A 17,795-nucleotide genomic window follows, 5' to 3' on the forward strand; every position below is an offset into this window, starting at 1 on the left:
GCCCACGAGGATCCGGGTGCGGGGAGACGAGACCACGCCCTTGCTCGCGGTGTCACGGTCTGCCAGCGTTGAGACATGGGCGACGACGGGACCACGCTCCGTCGCGTGCCGGGCTTCCTCCCCTACTGGTCGGCCGCGACCGTCTCGTCGTTCGGGTCAGCCGTGAGCGCGGTCGCCGTGCCGGTCCTCGTGGTGACGGTGCTGCACGCCAGTCCGTTCGAGCTCGGTCTCGTGAACGCTGCCCAGTTCCTCCCGTACGCCGTGTTCGGTCTGGTCGTCGGCGCCTACGTCGACCGCTTCCGGCGGAAGCCGCTGCTGATCTGGGCGAGCATCGGTCGCGGCGTGAGCCTCGGTGCGATCCCGGTGCTGTGGTTCACCGGGCTCCTGAACCTGTGGGCGACTGCGGCGGTGCTGTTCCTGTTCGGCATCCTGTCCGTCGTGGGGTTCGCGGCAACGCAGTCGCTCCTCCCCAGGATCGTGCCGCGCCCGCTCCTCCTGGCGGCGAACGCGCGGGTGGACCAGAGCGACGCGGCGGCGCAGACGGCGGGCCCGGCGCTCGGCGGGGTCCTGGTCAGCATCGTGACGGCGCCGGTCGCGATCGCGCTCGACGCGGTGAGCTACTTCGTCGACGCGTTCCTCATCGCCCGGGTCCGCGTCGTCGAGCACCAGCCGGCGCGACCGGCCAGGACGAGCCTCCGGAGTGACGTCGTGGACGGTCTGCGCTGGACGTACGGCAACGCAGTGCTCAGACCGCTGGCACTGTCCACCCACGTCTGGTTCCTCGCCAACGCCGCTGGCCTGACGGTGTTCGCGATCCTCGCCCTCCGCACGCTCGCGCTCCCCGCAGCGCTGTACGGGGCCGTCATCGCCGTCAGTGGGATCGCGATGCTCGTCGGCGCGACCGCTGCGACACGCCTCGGCACCCGGTTCGGTGCCGGCCGGACGATCATCGCCGCACGAGCCGCCTACCCGATCGCCTGGGCGGCCATCACGCTCGTGACGCTCGGTACCGGCGGCGCAGCACGGCCGACGACGGTCGTGGTCCTGTTCGTCGCCTTCGCCCTGCACGGTGCCGCAGCAGGCTGCGAGAACGCGAACGAGATGGTCCTCCGCCAGACCGTGACACCGGATGCCCTCCTCGGGCGGGTGAACGGCACGATGCGCAGCGCGAACCGGACGCTCGCCGCGGTGGGAGCAGTGGGCGGGGGTGCCCTCGTGACCCTGACCGGGGACGGCTTCGCGCTGCTCGCCGTGACGGTCGTGTTCGCGGCCGCCGTCGTCGTCGCTGCGTGGTCTCCACTGCCCAGCGCCACCGTTCGCTAGGAAGGTTCAACCCGACACATGGGTGGTCACCCCGGCCAGGACTCCCGCGACCACGACCCGTCCGCGCGCCGGTGGTAGGCGAGCCGGTTGCTCGCCGCGTCCGTCGCCCCGCGCCAGAACACCATCCGCACCGGTGTGAGTGCGAACCCCGCCCACGTGCGCGGCGGCTCGAGGTCCGTGCCGGCCCGTTCGCGGCCGAACGCCGCCCAGGCCTCGCGGCGCCGGGCCGGTGTGTCCGCAGCGGACGGGTGGTCGTTGACCCACGCGAGCACCTGCAGGTACCGCGTCCTGGCCGCGTAGGCCGCACGGGCCTCGTGGTCGGAGACGGGCGCCACGTCACCGACCACGACGAGCTGGCGCGCTGCATCGGGCCAGTGCAGGGTCACCGCGGCACGGGGCACCGCCGCGAGTTCGGCGGCCTTGCGGCTGCGCGAGTCGGTGTGGAAGTGCAGGCGCTCCCCGTCGAACAGGGAGAGCAGGACCGTCCGGGCGTCGGGGTAGCCGTCGAGCCCGACGGTGGAGAGGGTCATGGTCGGCCCCGGGGCGTCCGACGCGGTGGGGAGCCACGATGCCGCGAGGGTCAACGGGTCCGTCGGCACGGGCGCATCGTCGACCCCTCGCGGCACGGTCACGAGACCGCAGCGTCGGCGGGGCGGGCCACTGCCGGACGGCTCACCGCCGGGTCGAACCGTGCGATCTCGTGCAGCGACGCCACGGCCTCGGCGACGGAGTGCTCCCAGAGGACGGCACCGTACGACGCCGTCGCCCGGCTGGCGTCGCCGACGACCCCGGGGGTCCCGAAGTCGTCGGACAACCACCCGAACGACACCGGGCCGCCGTTGAACGCGATCTTCTCGAAGCCGGCGATGTGCTCCGGCACCCATCGCTCCGCGAGCGACATGTCGACCAGGTCCGGGCGCAGGTGCAGGATCATCGACGTCTCCGCGGCGCCGCCGTGGATCCCCAGCCCGAGCTCGTCCGCGTCCTCGCCGTCCGGGCCGGGGACGCGGGCGAGGGTCGGCATGAGGAAGGTCTTCAACCCGTAGCGCTTCCGGATCTCACGCAGGGCGACCTGCAGCAGGGCGACGTTGCCGCCGTGCCCGTTGGCGAACACCAGGGTGCCGGCACCGGTGAGGGCGACCGCGCGGCCGATCTGCACGGCGGTGTCGAACATCGTGTCGCTGTCGAGCCACACCGTGCCGGGCGCCCAGCTGTGCTCGTCGGACTTCGTGAACGACAGCGTCGGGAGCTGCCAGACGTCCAGTCCCTCGGCAGCGGCCTGCTCGACCGCCGCCCCACCGATGTGCTCGGCGAGCAGGTGGTCGGTCAGGAGCGGCAGGTGCGGGCCGTGGTGCTCGACGGCGCCGGTGGGCTGCACGACGATCGTGTCCGGCCCGAAGCCCGCAGCGACGGCCGGACCGGACAGCTCCGCGAGCCGACGCGAGCGGACCGTGCCGATGCCGGCGCTCACTTGCCGAACCCCGGGACGACGGGCTGCGCGGACGCGGTGGAGCCACCGCTGACCACGAGCGACGGGTCGATGACGTGCCCGGGGTTGAGCAGCCCCGCGGGGTCGGTGCGCTGCTTCAGCGCCACGAGCTCCTCGACGCCGTGGTCGACGTAGTACTGGTGCGGGCTGTGCACCCGGACGCCGAGGTCGCGGAGCACCGGGTAGCCGGCGTAGACGTCCTCGGCCCCGGTGTACGGCGCGGTGAGCATCCCGATCGGTCCGACGTGCGCGGCCTCGATGTGGAGCATGCCGCCGGGGTAGACGGCCTCGACCTCGGCGATCCGGTCGATGAGCGCCTCGCCGCCGACCTCGACGTGGAAGTACTCGGTGTCGCTCGTGTTCCGCTTCAGCCACCAGATCGGGTGGTTGTACGACAGCATCGACACCTTCGTGGTCTGCTGCAGGCCCTCGCGGACGTCCAGGACCTCACCGCCGGCGGCCGCGATGCGTGCCCGGGCCTCGTCGAGCACGACGTCGTCGATGATCGCTCGCAGGCTCGCACGGTCGTCGGGGACGGCCAGGTCGGACGGCAGCGTCGCGGCGATCTCGGCGCGGTCGGCGCTCACGAGCCGCGGCACCGGGTCGAGTCCGCGCAGCGTGCGGACGGCGACGAGCGCGTCCTCGAAGGTGGGGAACGCCGCGTAGACGGCTCGCCACTCCTGCAGCGGCTCGAGCCGGACGGTGGCGCGGGCGATGACACCGGCGGTGCCGTAGGTGTGCACGAACGGCTGCGCCTCGTCGCCCTCGACGTGCAGCAGTTCGTCGGCGCCGGGGAGCGCGACGTCGAGCGCCGTGACGAAGCCCTGCCAGTTCGACCCGTGCGCGATCGACCCGGTGCCGCCGGAACCGCCGGACAGGAAGCCGCCGATGGTCGACTGCGCGGTGGACGGGTACATCCAGAGCTGCTGGCCCGTGGCGGCGGCCGCCTGCTCCAGGGCGACCATGGACGCGCCGGCCTCGGCGGTGATCCAGCCGTCGCCGACCTCGACGACCGCGCGTGCCCGCGACGTGTCGAGGACCAGGCCGCCGTGCAGCGGGATGCCCTGGCCGTAGTTGCCGGTGCCCTTCCCGCGGGTGGTGACGGGGACGCCGTGCCGGACCGCGGCCTGCAGGGTGGCGGCGATGTCGTCGGCGCTGGCCGGCGACGCGACGAGGTCGGCGAGGCCGAGGGGCAGCTGCTCGCTGAGGATTGGACTCATGGTGGCCTCGTCGACGGAGGCGCGGGCCCGCGTGCGCTCGTCGGCGCTCACGCCGCGCTCACCGAGCAGTGCGACGAGCTCGGCGCGCAGCGCCTCGACGGAGGTGGGGGTGACGGTGGTCATGCTCACTCCTGGTGGGTGGGTGGTGCGGGGACGACGGACGGGAGGCGCGGGGCGGCGTGGCACCGCGCCTCCCGTCCGCTTGTTGGTCGGCTCCCGTTCGACGGGAGCCGACCGGTGTCAGGAACCCAGACCGATGGACTTGTCGAGGAACTCGTTCGTGTACAGGTCGGAGGGCTTCAGGCCGCTCTTGACGTCACCGGTGCCGGCGAAGACGGGCGTCGCCTTGGCGATGAAGTCCTGCATGCGCTGTTCGTCCATCGACCCGATGTAGCCGTCGGTGTCCTTCGCGAGGCCGAGCTTCAGCATCTGGGCCGCGGCGAACGCGCCGACCTTCGAGTCGTAGGTCCAGCCGTTGTTGTACTGCTGCACGAGCTTCGTGATGAGGTCGTTCGTGGCGCCCGGGGACTTCAGGTAGTCCACGTCGGCCTGCTGCATGACCGGCACGAGCTTCTGCAGGCACGGCTCGAGCTTCTTCAGGTCACCGGTACGGACCGACATCGCCTCGGGGTAAGGGTTCCACCCCGTGCTCGAGACGAGCGCGTAGTCCACCTTCTTGCCCCAGGCCGCGACCTGGTTCTGGTAGATGTACGGCTCGGCGGTCGCGAAGCCCTGCTGCGCGTCCTTGCCGCCTGCGGACACGAACTTCGACGGCGTGCCGTCGTAGCTGCCGTCGAGGACCTTCTTCGGCAGGATCCCGGACTGCTCGAGGTAGGTCATGTACGCGGCGCCGTTGAAGTAGCGGACGACGCCGCCGTCCTTCTCGAGTGCCTTGCCGAGGCTCTTGATGCTGTCGACCTCCGGGTACGTCTTCGGGTCCCACATGATCGACATCGGGGACTGGTCGTTCTCGGCGAACACCGCCGTGGTGGGCAGGTTGCCGGAGAACTGCACCTGCTCGTCGGTGGACATGTACCCGAGGGTGATGTCCTTGTCCTGGTACATCTGCGACGCGACCTTGGTGTAGCCGATCGCCGGGCCGCCGGCACGGATCTCGAGCTTGACGCCGGTGCTCTTGCCGTTGGCGTAGAGGTCGCCGGTGACGGTCTTGCCGGAGGAGTCGATCACCGGGTTCGGGCCGAGCATCTGGTAGAGGTGGCCGTGCTCGCCCTCGGGGTTCCAGTCGGTCTGGACGACGACGGTCGCGGGGCACGCGCCGGCGAGGTCGACCTTCGGCCCGGAGGCGGTCGACGAGGTCGCGGCGGTCGTCCCGGTGCTGCCGGACGACCCCGCCGCGCAGCCGGTGAGGGCGATGGCGGTGGCGGCGAGGGCGGCGGTGGCGACGCCGAGGCGGGAGGTGGTGCGCATGGAGGCTCCGTTCGTGGTGCGGGTCTCGTGGTGCTGTGGTGGGAAGGGGTGGGTTCTGGGGGGGGGATCAGGTGAAGTCGTGCCAGCGGCCGACGGCCAGGCGGCCGATCAGGCCGAACACGAGGAAGACGGCGACACCGTAGAGCGAGGCGATCAGGATGGTCGCGTACAGCTCGGGGCCCATCAGGCGCGATGCGGTCACCTGGATGAGGACGCCGAGCCCGGGGTTGCCGCGCTGGAAGAACTGGTCGCCGACGATCGCCCCGATGACGCTCAGCCCGGCGGAGGTGCGCAGGCCGACGAAGATCGACGGCAGCGCGGCGGGGAACTGCAGCTTGACGAGCTGGGCGAACCGGCCGGCACGCTGCAGCTGGAACAGCTCACGCTGCGCGCGGTCGGCGGACTGCAGCCCGAACAGCGTGTTCGACACCATCGGGAACAGCGCGATCATCACGGTGACGATCACGCGGCTGACGAACTCGTAGCCGAACAGGGCGCCGATGAGCGGCACGAGGGCGAGGATCGGCACGCACTGCAGCACCACGGCGTACGGGTACAGCGAGTTCTCGAGCCACTTCGCCTGCGCCATCGCCATCGCCCACACGACGCCGATCACGATCGCGAAGCCGAGGCCGGTGAGCGAGACGACGGTGGTGCGTCCGAGGGCGGACCAGAGGTCGGAGCCGAACGTGGACGGCGACCCGTCCGGCATCGTCGGCGCGACGATCGCCTTCGCCACGAGGTGCGGGTACGGCACGAGGAAGGCCAGGCCGCGGACGTGGTCGTAGTACGCGGCCGCGGCGTACCAGATGCCGACGAGCACGGCGAGGACGACGACGGGCTGCCACCACGCGATGCCGCGGCGGGCCCGAGGAGCGGCGCGACGGGCCGCGGCGCGGACCGCGCGGGTCTCGGCGGCCTCCTGCAGGGTGACCATCAGCGGTGTCCTTCCCGGAGCGCGTGCGAGACCTCGCCGACCAGTTCGGCGAACTCGGGTGTGAAGCGGATGTCGGGGTCGCGGGGCATCGGGAACGGCACGTCGAACCGGCCGACGATGCTGCCGGGGCGCCCGGACATCACGATCACCTCGGTGGAGAGGTACACGGCCTCGGACACGGAGTGCGTGATGAAGAGCCCGGCGAACTGCTGCTCGACGAAGAGCCGGAGGAGCTCGTCGTTGAGGCGTTCGCGGGTGATCTCGTCGAGGGCGCCGAACGGCTCGTCGAACAGGAAGAGCTCCGGGTCGAGGGTGAGCGACCGGGCGAGCGAGACCCGCATCCGCATGCCGCCGGACAGCTGCTTCGGCAGGTTCGTCTCGAAGCCGTTCAGGCCGACGAGCTCGACGGCGTGGGCGGCCTTGGCGGCTCGCTCGGCCTTCGGCACGTGTCCGAGCTCGGCGAGCAGCTCGACGTTGCCCTGCACGGTGCGCCAGGGCAGGAGCGTGGCGTCCTGGAAGACGTAGCCGATGCGGTCGGCCGCGACACCGGCCGACCCGTCCGACGCGGTCTCGAGGCCGGAGGCGATGCGGAGCAGCGTGGACTTGCCGCAGCCGGACGGGCCGACGACCGAGACGAACTGGCCGCGGTCCACGGTGAGGTCGACGCCCTGCAGGGCGATGGTGCCGTTCGGGAAGGTCATCTCGACGTTGCGGAAGTCGAGCAGCGTGTCCGTCGTGGCGACGGGTGGCGGGGCGGTGGTGGTCACGATCACCTCGGGTTCTCGGTGCGGGCGGGCGGAGGGGTCAGGCGGGGACGGCGGCCGCGGCTGCGGCCGGCGCGGCGACGGTCCGTCGCACCTCGGTGCGGGCGACGAGTCGCCCGCGGGACAGGACGATGCGGTCGGCGGGGGCGTTCGCGACGGCGTCGGTGACGCTCGTCGCGGCCACGGCGAGCAGGTCGGCGCGCCGCCCGGGGACGGGACCGGCGGCCGGGAGGCCCATCACGCTCCGGGCGGTGTCGCTCACCATCGCGTACGCCTGGTCCGGCGTCACGTGGCCGGCGGAGACGAGCAGCGATGCGGTCTCGAAGGCGTCGCTCCGGCCGACCGGGTTGAAGGGGTCGCGGACGTTGTCCGCGCCGGCGGCGACGCGGACGCCGGCGTCGAGGAGCGCCTGGATGGCGGTCAGTCCCCGCGGCGTGGCGACCGGGTACTGCCAGCCCTGCAGGTACAGGTTCGTGATCGGGAGCGTGATCACCCCGAGGTCGGCTGCGGCGACGTCGGCGACCACCTCGGCGAGCCGCTCCGGCCCCAGGGTGCCGAGCCGGACGCAGTGCCCGGCGGAGTACTGCCGGTCCCGTCGCAGCGAGCGGGATGCCCGGGCGTAGTGGTCGAGGGTCACCGGGCCGTCGAGGCTCTCGTCGGCGTGCAGGTCGACGCCGAGGCCCCGTCGGTGGGCGATGGCGAGGAGTCGGTCGACGTCCGCGAGGGGGTCCTCGGCGAGGTGCGGGGCGCCGCCGACCAGGTCCACGCCGAGGTCGAGCACCGCCTCGACGTGCTCGTCGGGGGCGAGCGGGCCGGCGAGGGCGACGAGCTCGATGTCCATCAGGCCGGCGAGTTCGTCGCGGACCTGCACGAGGGCACGGGCGCCGCGCAGGGCCTGCTCCGTGGTGGCGGGCCGGTCCGCCGCGCTGTGTCGGCCGCTGAGGACGTCGACGTGACTCCGGACGGCCGTGGTGCCGGCGGCGAGCAGCGTGAGGGCGGCGGTCCGGGCCCGGTCGGCGATGTCCTCGACGGTCATGGTCGTCGCGTGCGCGGTCCACGAGGCGATCGCGGCACCGAGGTCGCCGAGCGGCGGCCGGATGACGTCGGCGCTGAGGGCCTTGTCGAGGTGGGCGTGCGGTTCTGCCGGTGCGGTCAGGAGCAGCCGGCCGCCGAGGTCGATCGTCTCCTCCGCCGGCGCCGCGAGGGTGCCGGCCGGGGCCACGGTGGAGACGGTCTCGCCGTCGATCGCGACGTCGACCGACCGGCCGTCCGGCAGCAGCGCGGAGCGCAGGAGGGCGATCGGGCGGGGCACTGACGAGTCCATCCGGAGCCTCTCGATCGTGTGTGAGAATGTTGATCGCATCAACATCTCCGATGCTAGGGCGGCAGTGTTTCCCTCTCGTTTCGAGGCGGTTGCCGTGTGTGACGCCCGCCCCGACGCGACCGGGAGCGGGAACGAGCGTTCCGGCCGAGCGGTCGGGACGGCCCCACCGAGGACGAGAGGAGCGCGCGTGAGCACCGGCACCACCACCGAGACCGACCGCGTCGTCGACGACCAGACCCAGCGGATCGGTGAGCACATCCGTGCCCGTCGACGCGCCGCACGACTGACGCTCGTCCAGGTCGCCGAACTGACCGGGCTGTCGCACCCGTTCCTCAGCCAGGTCGAGCGCGGGCACTCCCGCGCCAGCATGGTGTCCCTCGAGAAGATCGCCGCGGCGCTCGGCACGACCCAGGTCGAACTGCTCGCAGCCGGTGCCCCCGAGCGACCGGAGCACGAGGTCCGCCTGCCCGAGGTCATCCGTGCCGGCGAGGGCGCCCGCGGACCGTTCTCGAGCGGCGAGGCCCGGCTGCTCGTGCACGCCGGCCCGCACGCGTTCGAGCCGCTGGAGTGGGTCGGCGACAACACGGACCTCGGCGAGTACTTCGAGCACCACGAGGACGAGTTCCTCACCGTGCTCGCCGGCCGCGTGCACCTCGACCTGCGCGGACGGGAACCGCTCGACCTCGGGCCCGGCGACTCGGCGTACTACCGCGGCGGCACCGGCCACCGGTGGTGCAGCGCGGACGGCAGCCGCTTCCACATGATCGTGGTCAAGGAGACCCCGCGCGCCGGAGCGATCGCGTGAACGCCGTGCCGGAGCGTCGGCGGCTGCGCGTCGCCGCCCGCCACCAGGTCGCCACGGACGTCGTCGCACTCGACCTGGCCCCGGTCGACGGCCCGGCGCTGCCGGACTGGGAACCCGGGGCGCACGTCGACCTCGAGGTCTCCCCCGGGACCGAGCGCCAGTACTCGCTCGTCACGACGACCGCCGACGGGCACTGGCGCATCGCCGTGCTCCGCGAGCCCGACGGCCGCGGCGGATCGGTCGCCGTCCACGAGGGCCTGGCGGTCGGCGACGAGGTCGTGGTGGCCGGGCCGCGGAACCACTTCCGCCACGACCCGGCGCACCCAGCGGTCTTCGTCGCCGGGGGCATCGGGATCACGCCGATCCGGTCGATGATCGCCGCCGCCGAACGCGCCGGCACCCCGTGGGAGCTCCACTACGCGGGGCGGTCCCGCGACCGCATGGCGTTCGTGCACGAGCTCGTCGCCGCGCACCCCGACCGGGTCGTCGTGGCGGCGGCCGACGAGGGTGTCCGGCTCGACGTCGACGCGCTCCTCGCCGCACCGCGCGACGCGGTCGTGTACTGCTGCGGGCCGCGCGGGCTCATGGACGCGGTCGAGGCCGCCGCCGCGCACTGGCCGGCGGGCAGCGTCCGCGTCGAGCGCTTCGAGCCCGCCGCGGACGTCGACGCCCCCGGCGAGGCCTTCGAGGTCGAGCTCACGGTCACCGGCGTCACCGTGACGGTTCCAGCCGACCGGACCCTGCTCGAGGTCGCGGAGGACGCCGGCGCCTTCGTGCTCTCGTCCTGCCGGGAGGGCACGTGCGGCACCTGCGAGACCCCCGTGCTCGAGGGCGCGGTCGAGCACCGGGACACCGTGCTCAGCCCCGAGGAGCAGGCCGACGACCGCACCATGATGGTCTGCGTGTCCCGCGCCCGGCGCGGCTGCCCGCGACTGGTGCTCGAACTCTGACCGGACGGACTACGGACGCTCGGTGCCGTCGAGCGGGCCGCCGGTGAGCGCGGACAGGCGCTCCAGGCCTGCTTCGGCCACGAGCTGCCGGGCGAGCGGACGCGCCCGTTCGACCGCCTCACGCACGTCCACCCGGGTGACGTCGCCGTCCGCGACGCTCAGCTCGCCGTCCACCCAGACGTCGCGGACCTCGCGGCTGCCGGCGACGAAGACCACCGCCTGGTAGGGGTCGTGGACGTTCGCGAGGGTCGGGGAGTCGCCGTCGAGGACGACCAGGTCCGCGCGCTTGCCCGGCTCCAGCGAGCCGATCTCGTCCTCCATGCGCAGGGCACGGGCGCCGCCGATCGTCCCCATCTCGAAGGCCTCGCGGGCGCTCATCGCGGTGGCCTGCAGGTCCCGCACCCGAGCGAGCAGCGCGGCCGTCTTCATCGCCTGCAGGAAGTCCTGGGAGTCGTTCGACGCCGGGCCGTCGACCCCGATGCCCACCGGGACGCCGAGCGCACGGAGTTCCGCGATCGGGGCGATGCCGCTGGCGAGGATCCCGTTCGCGACCGGGTTGTGGGCCACGCCGACGCCGTTGGCCGCGTACCGCTCCCGGTCCTCGCGGTCCACCCAGACGCTGTGCGCGGCGATCACCGGGACCTGGAACATGCCCGTCGCCTCGGCGTGCCCGATGGCCGTCCGTCCGGTGCGCTGCCGGGCCGCGGTGACCTCCTCGCGCACCTCGTGGAAGTGCACGTGCACGCCGTGGCCGCCGGCGACCGCGTAGTCGACGTGCTCCTGCCAGGTGTCGTCCGTGTACCGCCCGATCGACGAGACGCCGACCCGGAACGTGCTGTACCGGCTGGCGGCGGCGGCCTCGCGCAGGGCCTCGAACTCCTCCAGGATGGGCGTCGCGCCGAAGTCGCGGTCGACGTCGCCGGAGCCGAACGACACGACCCCGCGCAGCCCGAGGTCCTCGAGCGCCTGCACCACGCCGGGTGTCGCCGGTTCGTCCGGCACCGGGTCGGCGCAGAACATGTCGTTCGCCGTCGTCACCCCGCTCCGGAGCAGCTGGATGCCCTGCAGCACCGTGCCCGCGTACGCCTTGTCCCGGGTCATCACCGGGTTGACGCGCCCGATCAACGCCGTGAGCCACTCCCACAGCGTGTACTGCGAACCGATCCCCGTGATGAGCCCCTCGCTGAAGTGGCCGTGGGTGTTCACGAAGCCGGGCGTGACGATGTCGTACGCACCGCCGCGCACCGGCGCGTCCGGGTGGGCCGCGGCGAGGTCGACGTACGTGCCGACCGCGGCGATCCGGTCGCCGTCGAGGAGCACGGCTCCGTCGCGGATCGCGGCGGGCGTGGCAGCGCCGTCGGGTGCTGCGGTGAGCACCCATCCGGCGCGGATCAGGGTCTGCGTCATGGGGCGAACCTACGGTCCGCGTGTTCCCCGGGTGTTTCCGCCCGGTTACCCCGCGATGCCGACCGAGGGTCCTGGAACGCCGGGACGGAGCAGCTGCGCCGACCGTGCGCACCCCGTCACGGACCGGAAACAGGGGACTGCTAGAAACACCACCATGCTGACCGTCACCGGAGCCCTCCGCGTCCTCGTCGACCCCCGGACCGAACGGGAGGGCGACGTCGTCGTCGACGACGGCAGTGACCTCGTCACCACCCTCGACGCGTCCGGGTGCGTCGTCACGGCCGGTCTCGTCAATGCGCACCACCATCTCCTCCAGACCGCGTTCCGCACCCTGCCCGGGACCCGCGGCGTGCCGATGGCGGACTGGCTCCCGACCATGGCCGCGGCGTACGGACGGGTGGGGCACGACCCCGAGCTGTACGCACTGGCGGCGTCCGCCGGAGCCGCGGAGGGCCTCCTGTCCGGCGTCACGACGATCGCCGACCACCACCTGAACTGGCCTGCGGAGGCGACCACGGACGACACCGTCGCGCTCGCCGCGGCCACCGTGGGCGCGGTCCGCGGTCTCGGCGGTCGGCTCGTCTTCGTCCGCGGCTCGGCGCGGGACGACCCGGACCGCGCGGCCGCCTCGGCGGACGCGATCGCGTCACGACTGCTGCACGACGACGCCGTCGGCGGCGTGGACCCGGACGGCGGGCTCCAGGTCGCCGTCGGTCCGGCCGGCGTGCACTCCGACGGCGAGGCGACCTTCCGCGCGCTCGACGAGGTGGCGGCGCGACACGGACTCCGCCGGCGGACCCAGGCCAACGAACAGGTCGACACCGCGATCGCGCTCGAGCGCTACGGCCGTCGTCCGCTCGACCTGCTCGAGGAGTGGGGGTGGCTCGCGCCGGACGTCACGATCGCGCACCTCTGCGACGTCACCGACGACGAGATCGCCCGGCTCGCCGCAGCGGGCGTCACCGCCACGCACGCCCCCGGGTGCGACGTGCCGATGGGCTGGGGCATCGCTCCCGTCGCACGGCTCGCCGCCGCCGGGGTCCCGGTCGGCCTCGGCACGAGCGGCGGCGGCAGCAACGACGCCGGACACCTGCTCGCGGACGCCCGGTTGGCCATGCAGGTGTCGGCGCTCGTCGGGCCGCAGCTGCCGGCGCGGCAGGTACTCGGCGCGGCGACGGAGGGTTCCGCGGCGGGGCTCGGGCGCCCGGAGCTCGGGCACCTCGGCGCCGGGAGCGCGGGCGACCTGTGCGTGTGGGACGTCTCCGGGGTGGCGGATGCGGGAGTCGCCGACCCCGTCGCGGGACTCCTCTGGGCCGCCCCCGGGCGGCGGCCCCGACACGTCGTCGTGGGCGGGCGCGTGGTGGTCCGCGACGGGGAGCTCGTCGCGGCGGACGAGCGGGAGATCGCGGCGCGACTGGCCGAACGACTGGCCCGGACAGCCGCCGTCGCCTGACCCGATCGCGCGCCGCCGGCTCAGCTCGCGGACACCGCCCGGCGGTGGATGGGACCGGAACCGTCGACGAGCGCACCGCCGCCGGCGCCGGTCCGGACCGCGATCACCTCGGCCATGATCGCGACCGCCATCTCGGCCGGCGTCGTCGCACCGATGTCGAGCCCGATCGGGGACCGCAGCCGGTCGGTGTCCGGCGTCCCCAGCGCGCGCAGCTCCGCCATCCGGCGTGCGTTCGTCGTGCGGGAGCCCATCGCCCCGACGTACCCGGCACCCCGTCGGAGCGCCGAGTCGACCACGGCGGCGTCGAACCGGTCGTCGTGCGAGAGCACCACGACGGCCGTGGTCGCGTCCACCGGCAACGCCTCGACCACACGCGTCGGCCAGCCCACGATGCGTTCGTCGGCGGCCGGGAAGCGCTCGTCGGTCAGGAACACCGGCCGCGGGTCGACGACCGTCACGGCGTAGCCGAGCACCGCCGCCGTGTTCGTCAGGGCCACGGCGAACTCGACCGCGCCCACCACGATGCACCGCGGCCGGACGTCGGCCCGCTCGACGAAGAGCCGGCCGCCGCAGCCGTCGGGGACGTGCACGACCGCGCCGAGCGTCGCCGGGTCGAGCGAGAGGCCGAGCGACGTCGGCACCCCGGACGCCGCGCGCCGGAGTGCGTCCACGACGTCGAGGTCCTCGGGACGGACGCGACGGACCAGGACCTCGACGCGACCGCCGCAGCGGAGCGCCGGTGCCCACATCGCGTCGACGTCGTCCGGGTCGTCGTCGAACCCGAAGCGTTCGAGCACCGCCTCGCCGGTCTCGAGGACCTGCTCCGCCGTGTCGAACAGCGCCCCCTCGACGCACCCGCCGGAGATGGTGCCGACGACCTGACCGCCGGGCAGGACCGCCATGGACGAGCCGACGCCGGTCGGCGCGCTGCCCGTCATCGCGACGGCCGTCGCGACGACCACGGGCTCCCCCGCGTCGAGGGCGGCCAGGAGGCGCGGTGCCAGTTCGAACATCACGCACCCCCGGCAACGGTCGCGTCCTGGAGCATCGCCCAGACCCGGTCGCGCGTCATCGGCAGCCGGTGGGGGCGCACGCCGACGGCGTCGCGCACCGCGTTCGCGACGGCTGGCGCGACCGGGTTGTACGGCGCCTCGCTCATCGACTTCGCGCCGAGGGGGCCGAGCGGGTCGTGCGTGTCGGCGAAGCGCACCTCGGTGCGGGGCACGTCGGAGATCTTCGGCACCCGGTACGCCCGGAACGCGTCGGTCGTCACCCGGCCGGTCTCGTCCAGCACGACCTCCTCGTAGAGCGCCGAGCCGATCGCCTGCGCGGCGCCGCCCTCCACCTGGCCGCGGAGCTGTTCCGGGTTCAGGACGGTGCCGGCGTCCACCGCCTGCACGCTGTGCAGCACGCGGACCTCACCCGTCGGCCGGTGCACCGCCACCCGGGCGCCGTGCACGGTGAACGCGAGCGACCGTGGCGTGCCGTCGTGGCTGCCGTGCGCGACGAGCGGGCCGTCGGCGAGCAGCTCGGCGTGCCCGACGAGCTCCTCGCCGACGCGGACGCCGTCCGGCCCGATCGAGACCGCCGGCCCGAGCGGACCCGACGCGGTCCGGGGTGTCCGGGCGGCGACGATCCCGAGGGCGCGCGCGGTCATGTCCTCCCGCAGTGCCTGGGCCGCGGCGTACAGCGCCTTGCCGGCGACCACGACCCCGGCGGACCCGAACGCCCCGGTGTCGTGCCGGGCAGCGTCGGTGTCCGACTGGTGCACGTCGACCCGGTCCGTGGTGGTGCCGAGGGCGGTGGCGACGAGCTGCGTGTGCACCGTCGTCGTCCCGTTGCCGAACTCGGCCGTGCCGACGCGGATGCGGTACCGGCCCTCGGCGGTGGCCTCGACCGACACGTGCGCGTGGTGCCCGCGCGGCGGCATCGTCGCGATCGCCGCGAGGGCGACCCCGGTGCCGAACGCCCAGTCACCGGAGTCGTCCAGCGGCGGCCCGTCCATCCGTGGGACCTCGGGCACCGGCGCGCGGAGGGCGTCCTCCACCAGGTCGATGCACTGGTCGAGTCCGTAGCTGCCCTCCCAGCGCAGGTCGTCCTGCTCGTCCGGGTCCGTGACCACGAGGGGGTCCCCGGGGACCACGACGTTCCGCCGCCGCAGGTCGAGCGGGTCGATGCCGAGCTCGCGGGCGAGCTCGTCCATGGCGGACTCGATCGCGAACACGACCTGGCCGAGCCCGTACCCGCGGAACGCCCCGGACGGCAGGTTGTTCGTGTACACGGACTCCGCGTCCACGCGCTTCGACGGGCACCGGTAGACGGCGACGGACTCGCTGACGGAGTGGAACATGACACCGATCCCGTGGTTGCCGTACGCGCCGGTGTCCATGGTCTGGTCGACGTGCAGTGCCGTCAGGTGCCCCTCGGCGTCAGCACCGAGCCGGACCCGCACGCGCATCGGGTGCCGGGTCGGGGCGATCGTGAACTCGTCACGCCGACTGAACTCGTACTGCACCGCGCGACCGGTCCGCAGCACCGCGAGGGTGACCAGGTCCTCGGTCAGCAACTCCTGCTTCCCGCCGAACCCACCGCCGACGCGCTTCGCGATGACACGGACTCGGCTCGGGTCGAGGCCGAACACGTGCGCGATCTCGTCCCGCACCAGGAACGGGACCTGCGTCGCGGTCCGGAGCACGAGCCGCCCGTCCCGGTCGACGGACCCGCGGGTCGCGTGGGTCTCGAGCGCGGCGTGCGAGACGCGGCCGGTCGTCCAGGTGCCCTCGACGGTGGCCGCGGCCGTCGCCAGGGCTCCGTCGACGTCGCCCGTCTCACCGTGCAGGGCGGCGACCACGTTGCGGCCCGGCTCGGCGATCCGGTGCTCCTGGGTCGTCTTGTCGGCGTGCAGGAGCGGAGCGCCGGCAGCACGGGCCGCGTCCGGGTCGTGCACGCTGGGCAGCACCTCGTAGCGCACCCGCACGAGGGCGCAGGCCTGCTCGGCGATCCGGACGCTGTCCGCGACCACTGCGGCCACGCGCTGCCCACGGAACCGGAGCACCCGGTCGAGCACCCGGGTGTCGTCCGGGTCGTCCAGGCGGGACTCGTGCCGACCGGTGGAGAACAGCACGCCGGGGTCGTCGTGGTGCGTGAGGACGGCGTGCACGCCCGGGAGGGCTTCGGCCGCCGCCGTGTCGATCGACACGATGCGGGCGTGCGGGTGCGGGCTGCCGAGGACCGCGAGGTGCAGCAGACCCTCGGTCCGCCGCACGTCGAGCGTGTACTCCTCGCGTCCGGTCACGATCGCCATCGCGGCGGGAGCGGCGACGGACGTGCCGATCGCCTGACCGGCCGCCGCGCACGCCGTGTTCGCGACCCCGTCCAGGGCGTCCTCGATCGCCCGGTACCCGGTGCACCGGCAGAGGTTGCCCTTCAAGGCGCGGTGCCGGTCGGCCAGGGCGTCCTCGTCGAGCGTGGACGCCGTGACGACGTACCCGGCGGTGCAGAAGCCGCACTGGAAGCCCGGGGCCTCGGCGAACGCACGCTGCACGGGGTGCGGGTCCTCCGGCGTGCCGAGCCCGGCCGCCGTGGTGACGGCACGCCCCGCCATCCGGTGCGCCGGCGTGATGCAGGAGTGGACCGGCACACCGTCGACGAGCGCCGAGCACGCACCGCAGTCGCCCGCGTCGCAGCCCTTCTTCACGGACGTCACCCCGTGCTCGCGGAGCAGGGTGCGGAGGACCTGACCGGGCTGCGGCTCGGCGTCCACCGTCGCGCCGTCGACCTCGAACCTCATGCCGCACCGCCCGTCGTCCCGAGCGCCTCGGCGACGAGCTCCGCCGCGAACCGCCGGCTCACCGCGCGCCGCCAGTCCGGGGATCCGTGCGGGTCGTCGTACCAGGCGTCGTGTGCCTCGAGCCGTGCGTCGACCTCCGCGGCGGTCGGGATCCCGGCGTGACGGAGCACGAGCGGCCGCGGGGTCGCCCCGGTCACGACGAGGACGAAGCCCGACGCCGACCACCGCGCCGTGACGAGTGCACCGGTCCGGCCGTGCGGGCTGAGGGACACCCGACGGAACCCGGTGCGCGCCACGAGGGCCGCTCGTGGCACGTCGAACGCCCGGATGACCTCACCCGGCGCGAGGTCGGTCGTCCGCGGCCCGGTGACCAGGTCCGCCACCGGGACCCGGCGCTCCCCGCCGTCCGGTGTCCAGACCTCCGCGACCGCGTCGAGCGTCACGAGCAGCGCGGTGATCGCTCCCGCCGGCAGGGCGACCGCGACGTTGCCGCCGACCGTCGCCTGGTTCCACACCTTGAACGACGCCAGCAACGCGTTGGCGCACCGGTCGACCAACGGCCAGGCACGCCAGTCGTCCTCCGGCGCCACGCGCAGCAGCGACGCGATCGTGCACGTCGCGGCGATCCGGAGCCCTCCGGCGCTGCGCTCGGTGTCGCGCCACCCCAGTGCCGTGAGGTCGACGAGCCCGGTCAGGCCCGGCTGCTCCTCCGAGTACAGCCAGGTGCCGCCGGCGAGGGGATGCTCACCGGGACCGAAGGAGAGGTCGTCGCGGTGCGACGGTGTCCGCACGGTGCGGACGGAGACGAGGTCCATTGCAGGGTCCGATCGGGATGGTGGGACGGGTGTCGGTGGCGCCGTCGGACCGTCGTCCGTGCGCGATCATCCCGCGGTTCCACGCCGAGG

Annotated in this window: 15 protein-coding genes; 4 read left to right on the forward strand and 11 right to left on the reverse strand. The window is 73.7% G+C overall.

Annotation, left to right across the window (positions count from 1 at the left end; all coding sequences use genetic code 11):
• Nucleotides 1–75: 75 nt before the first annotated feature.
• Nucleotides 76–1,323 carry an MFS transporter gene (locus WFH25_RS15115; RefSeq protein ID WP_336698393.1) on the forward strand — a complete coding sequence of 416 codons (1,248 nt, stop codon included), beginning with the start codon at nt 76–78 and terminating at the stop codon, nt 1,321–1,323.
• Nucleotides 1,324–1,349: 26 nt separating this feature from the next.
• Here WFH25_RS15115 and WFH25_RS15120 read toward each other — a convergent pair whose 3' ends face one another.
• The 7 genes from WFH25_RS15120 to WFH25_RS15150 form a co-directional block, all read right to left on the reverse strand.
• Complete coding sequence (locus WFH25_RS15120) at nt 1,350–1,922, reverse strand: pyridoxine/pyridoxamine 5'-phosphate oxidase (RefSeq protein ID WP_336698395.1); 573 nt, start codon at nt 1,920–1,922, stop codon at nt 1,350–1,352.
• A gap of 29 nt (nt 1,923–1,951) precedes the next feature.
• Nucleotides 1,952–2,794, reverse strand: a complete 843-nt coding sequence (locus WFH25_RS15125) for a creatininase family protein (protein ID WP_217637358.1) — start codon at nt 2,792–2,794, stop codon at nt 1,952–1,954.
• Nucleotides 2,791–4,155 (reverse strand): FAD-binding oxidoreductase, encoded by a 1,365-nt coding sequence (locus tag WFH25_RS15130; protein ID WP_336698398.1) that lies wholly within the window; start codon nt 4,153–4,155, stop codon nt 2,791–2,793. Before WFH25_RS15130 ends, WFH25_RS15125 begins: the two co-directional genes overlap by 4 nt.
• A gap of 117 nt (nt 4,156–4,272) precedes the next feature.
• Nucleotides 4,273–5,460, reverse strand: coding sequence for an ABC transporter substrate-binding protein (locus WFH25_RS15135; protein ID WP_336698400.1), 1,188 nt, complete (start codon nt 5,458–5,460; stop codon nt 4,273–4,275).
• A gap of 67 nt (nt 5,461–5,527) precedes the next feature.
• Nucleotides 5,528–6,397 (reverse strand): ABC transporter permease, encoded by an 870-nt coding sequence (locus tag WFH25_RS15140; protein ID WP_336698402.1) that lies wholly within the window; start codon nt 6,395–6,397, stop codon nt 5,528–5,530.
• On the reverse strand, nt 6,397–7,164 hold the full coding sequence (locus WFH25_RS15145; protein WP_336698404.1) for an ABC transporter ATP-binding protein: 768 nt from the start codon (nt 7,162–7,164) through the stop codon (nt 6,397–6,399). Before WFH25_RS15145 ends, WFH25_RS15140 begins: the two co-directional genes overlap by 1 nt.
• 37 nt (nt 7,165–7,201) lie before the next feature.
• On the reverse strand, nt 7,202–8,473 hold the full coding sequence (locus WFH25_RS15150; RefSeq protein ID WP_336698406.1) for an amidohydrolase family protein: 1,272 nt from the start codon (nt 8,471–8,473) through the stop codon (nt 7,202–7,204).
• A gap of 199 nt (nt 8,474–8,672) precedes the next feature.
• On the opposite strand from WFH25_RS15150, the gene WFH25_RS15155 reads away from it, so the two are divergent.
• Complete coding sequence (locus WFH25_RS15155; RefSeq protein WP_071295298.1) at nt 8,673–9,290, forward strand: helix-turn-helix domain-containing protein; 618 nt, start codon at nt 8,673–8,675, stop codon at nt 9,288–9,290.
• Nucleotides 9,287–10,240 (forward strand): PDR/VanB family oxidoreductase, encoded by a 954-nt coding sequence (locus WFH25_RS15160; RefSeq protein WP_336698408.1) that lies wholly within the window; start codon nt 9,287–9,289, stop codon nt 10,238–10,240. Before WFH25_RS15155 ends, WFH25_RS15160 begins: the two co-directional genes overlap by 4 nt.
• Nucleotides 10,241–10,249: 9 nt before the next feature.
• Here WFH25_RS15160 and WFH25_RS15165 read toward each other — a convergent pair whose 3' ends face one another.
• Nucleotides 10,250–11,647: an amidohydrolase family protein gene (locus tag WFH25_RS15165; RefSeq protein WP_336698409.1), complete on the reverse strand. Its 1,398-nt coding sequence runs from the start codon at nt 11,645–11,647 to the stop codon at nt 10,250–10,252.
• A gap of 154 nt (nt 11,648–11,801) precedes the next feature.
• On the opposite strand from WFH25_RS15165, the gene WFH25_RS15170 reads away from it, so the two are divergent.
• Nucleotides 11,802–13,100 (forward strand): amidohydrolase family protein, encoded by a 1,299-nt coding sequence (locus tag WFH25_RS15170; protein ID WP_336698410.1) that lies wholly within the window; start codon nt 11,802–11,804, stop codon nt 13,098–13,100.
• Between the two features lie 20 nt (nt 13,101–13,120).
• Here WFH25_RS15170 and WFH25_RS15175 read toward each other — a convergent pair whose 3' ends face one another.
• Genes WFH25_RS15175 through WFH25_RS15185 form a run of 3 tightly spaced genes read right to left on the reverse strand, consistent with a single transcriptional unit; the run spans nt 13,121 to nt 17,705 of the window.
• A complete protein-coding gene (locus tag WFH25_RS15175; protein ID WP_336698411.1) occupies nt 13,121–14,113 on the reverse strand; it encodes an XdhC family protein in 993 nt (330 codons plus the stop codon).
• On the reverse strand, nt 14,113–16,890 hold the full coding sequence (locus WFH25_RS15180; protein ID WP_336698413.1) for a molybdopterin-dependent oxidoreductase: 2,778 nt from the start codon (nt 16,888–16,890) through the stop codon (nt 14,113–14,115). The genes WFH25_RS15175 and WFH25_RS15180 overlap by 1 nt, the downstream gene beginning before the upstream one ends.
• On the reverse strand, nt 16,887–17,705 hold the full coding sequence (locus WFH25_RS15185) for an FAD binding domain-containing protein (RefSeq protein WP_336698415.1): 819 nt from the start codon (nt 17,703–17,705) through the stop codon (nt 16,887–16,889). Before WFH25_RS15185 ends, WFH25_RS15180 begins: the two co-directional genes overlap by 4 nt.
• Nucleotides 17,706–17,795 lie beyond the last annotated feature (90 nt).

This window comes from Curtobacterium sp. USHLN213, assembly GCF_037144815.1.
GTDB lineage: Bacteria > Actinomycetota > Actinomycetes > Actinomycetales > Microbacteriaceae > Curtobacterium.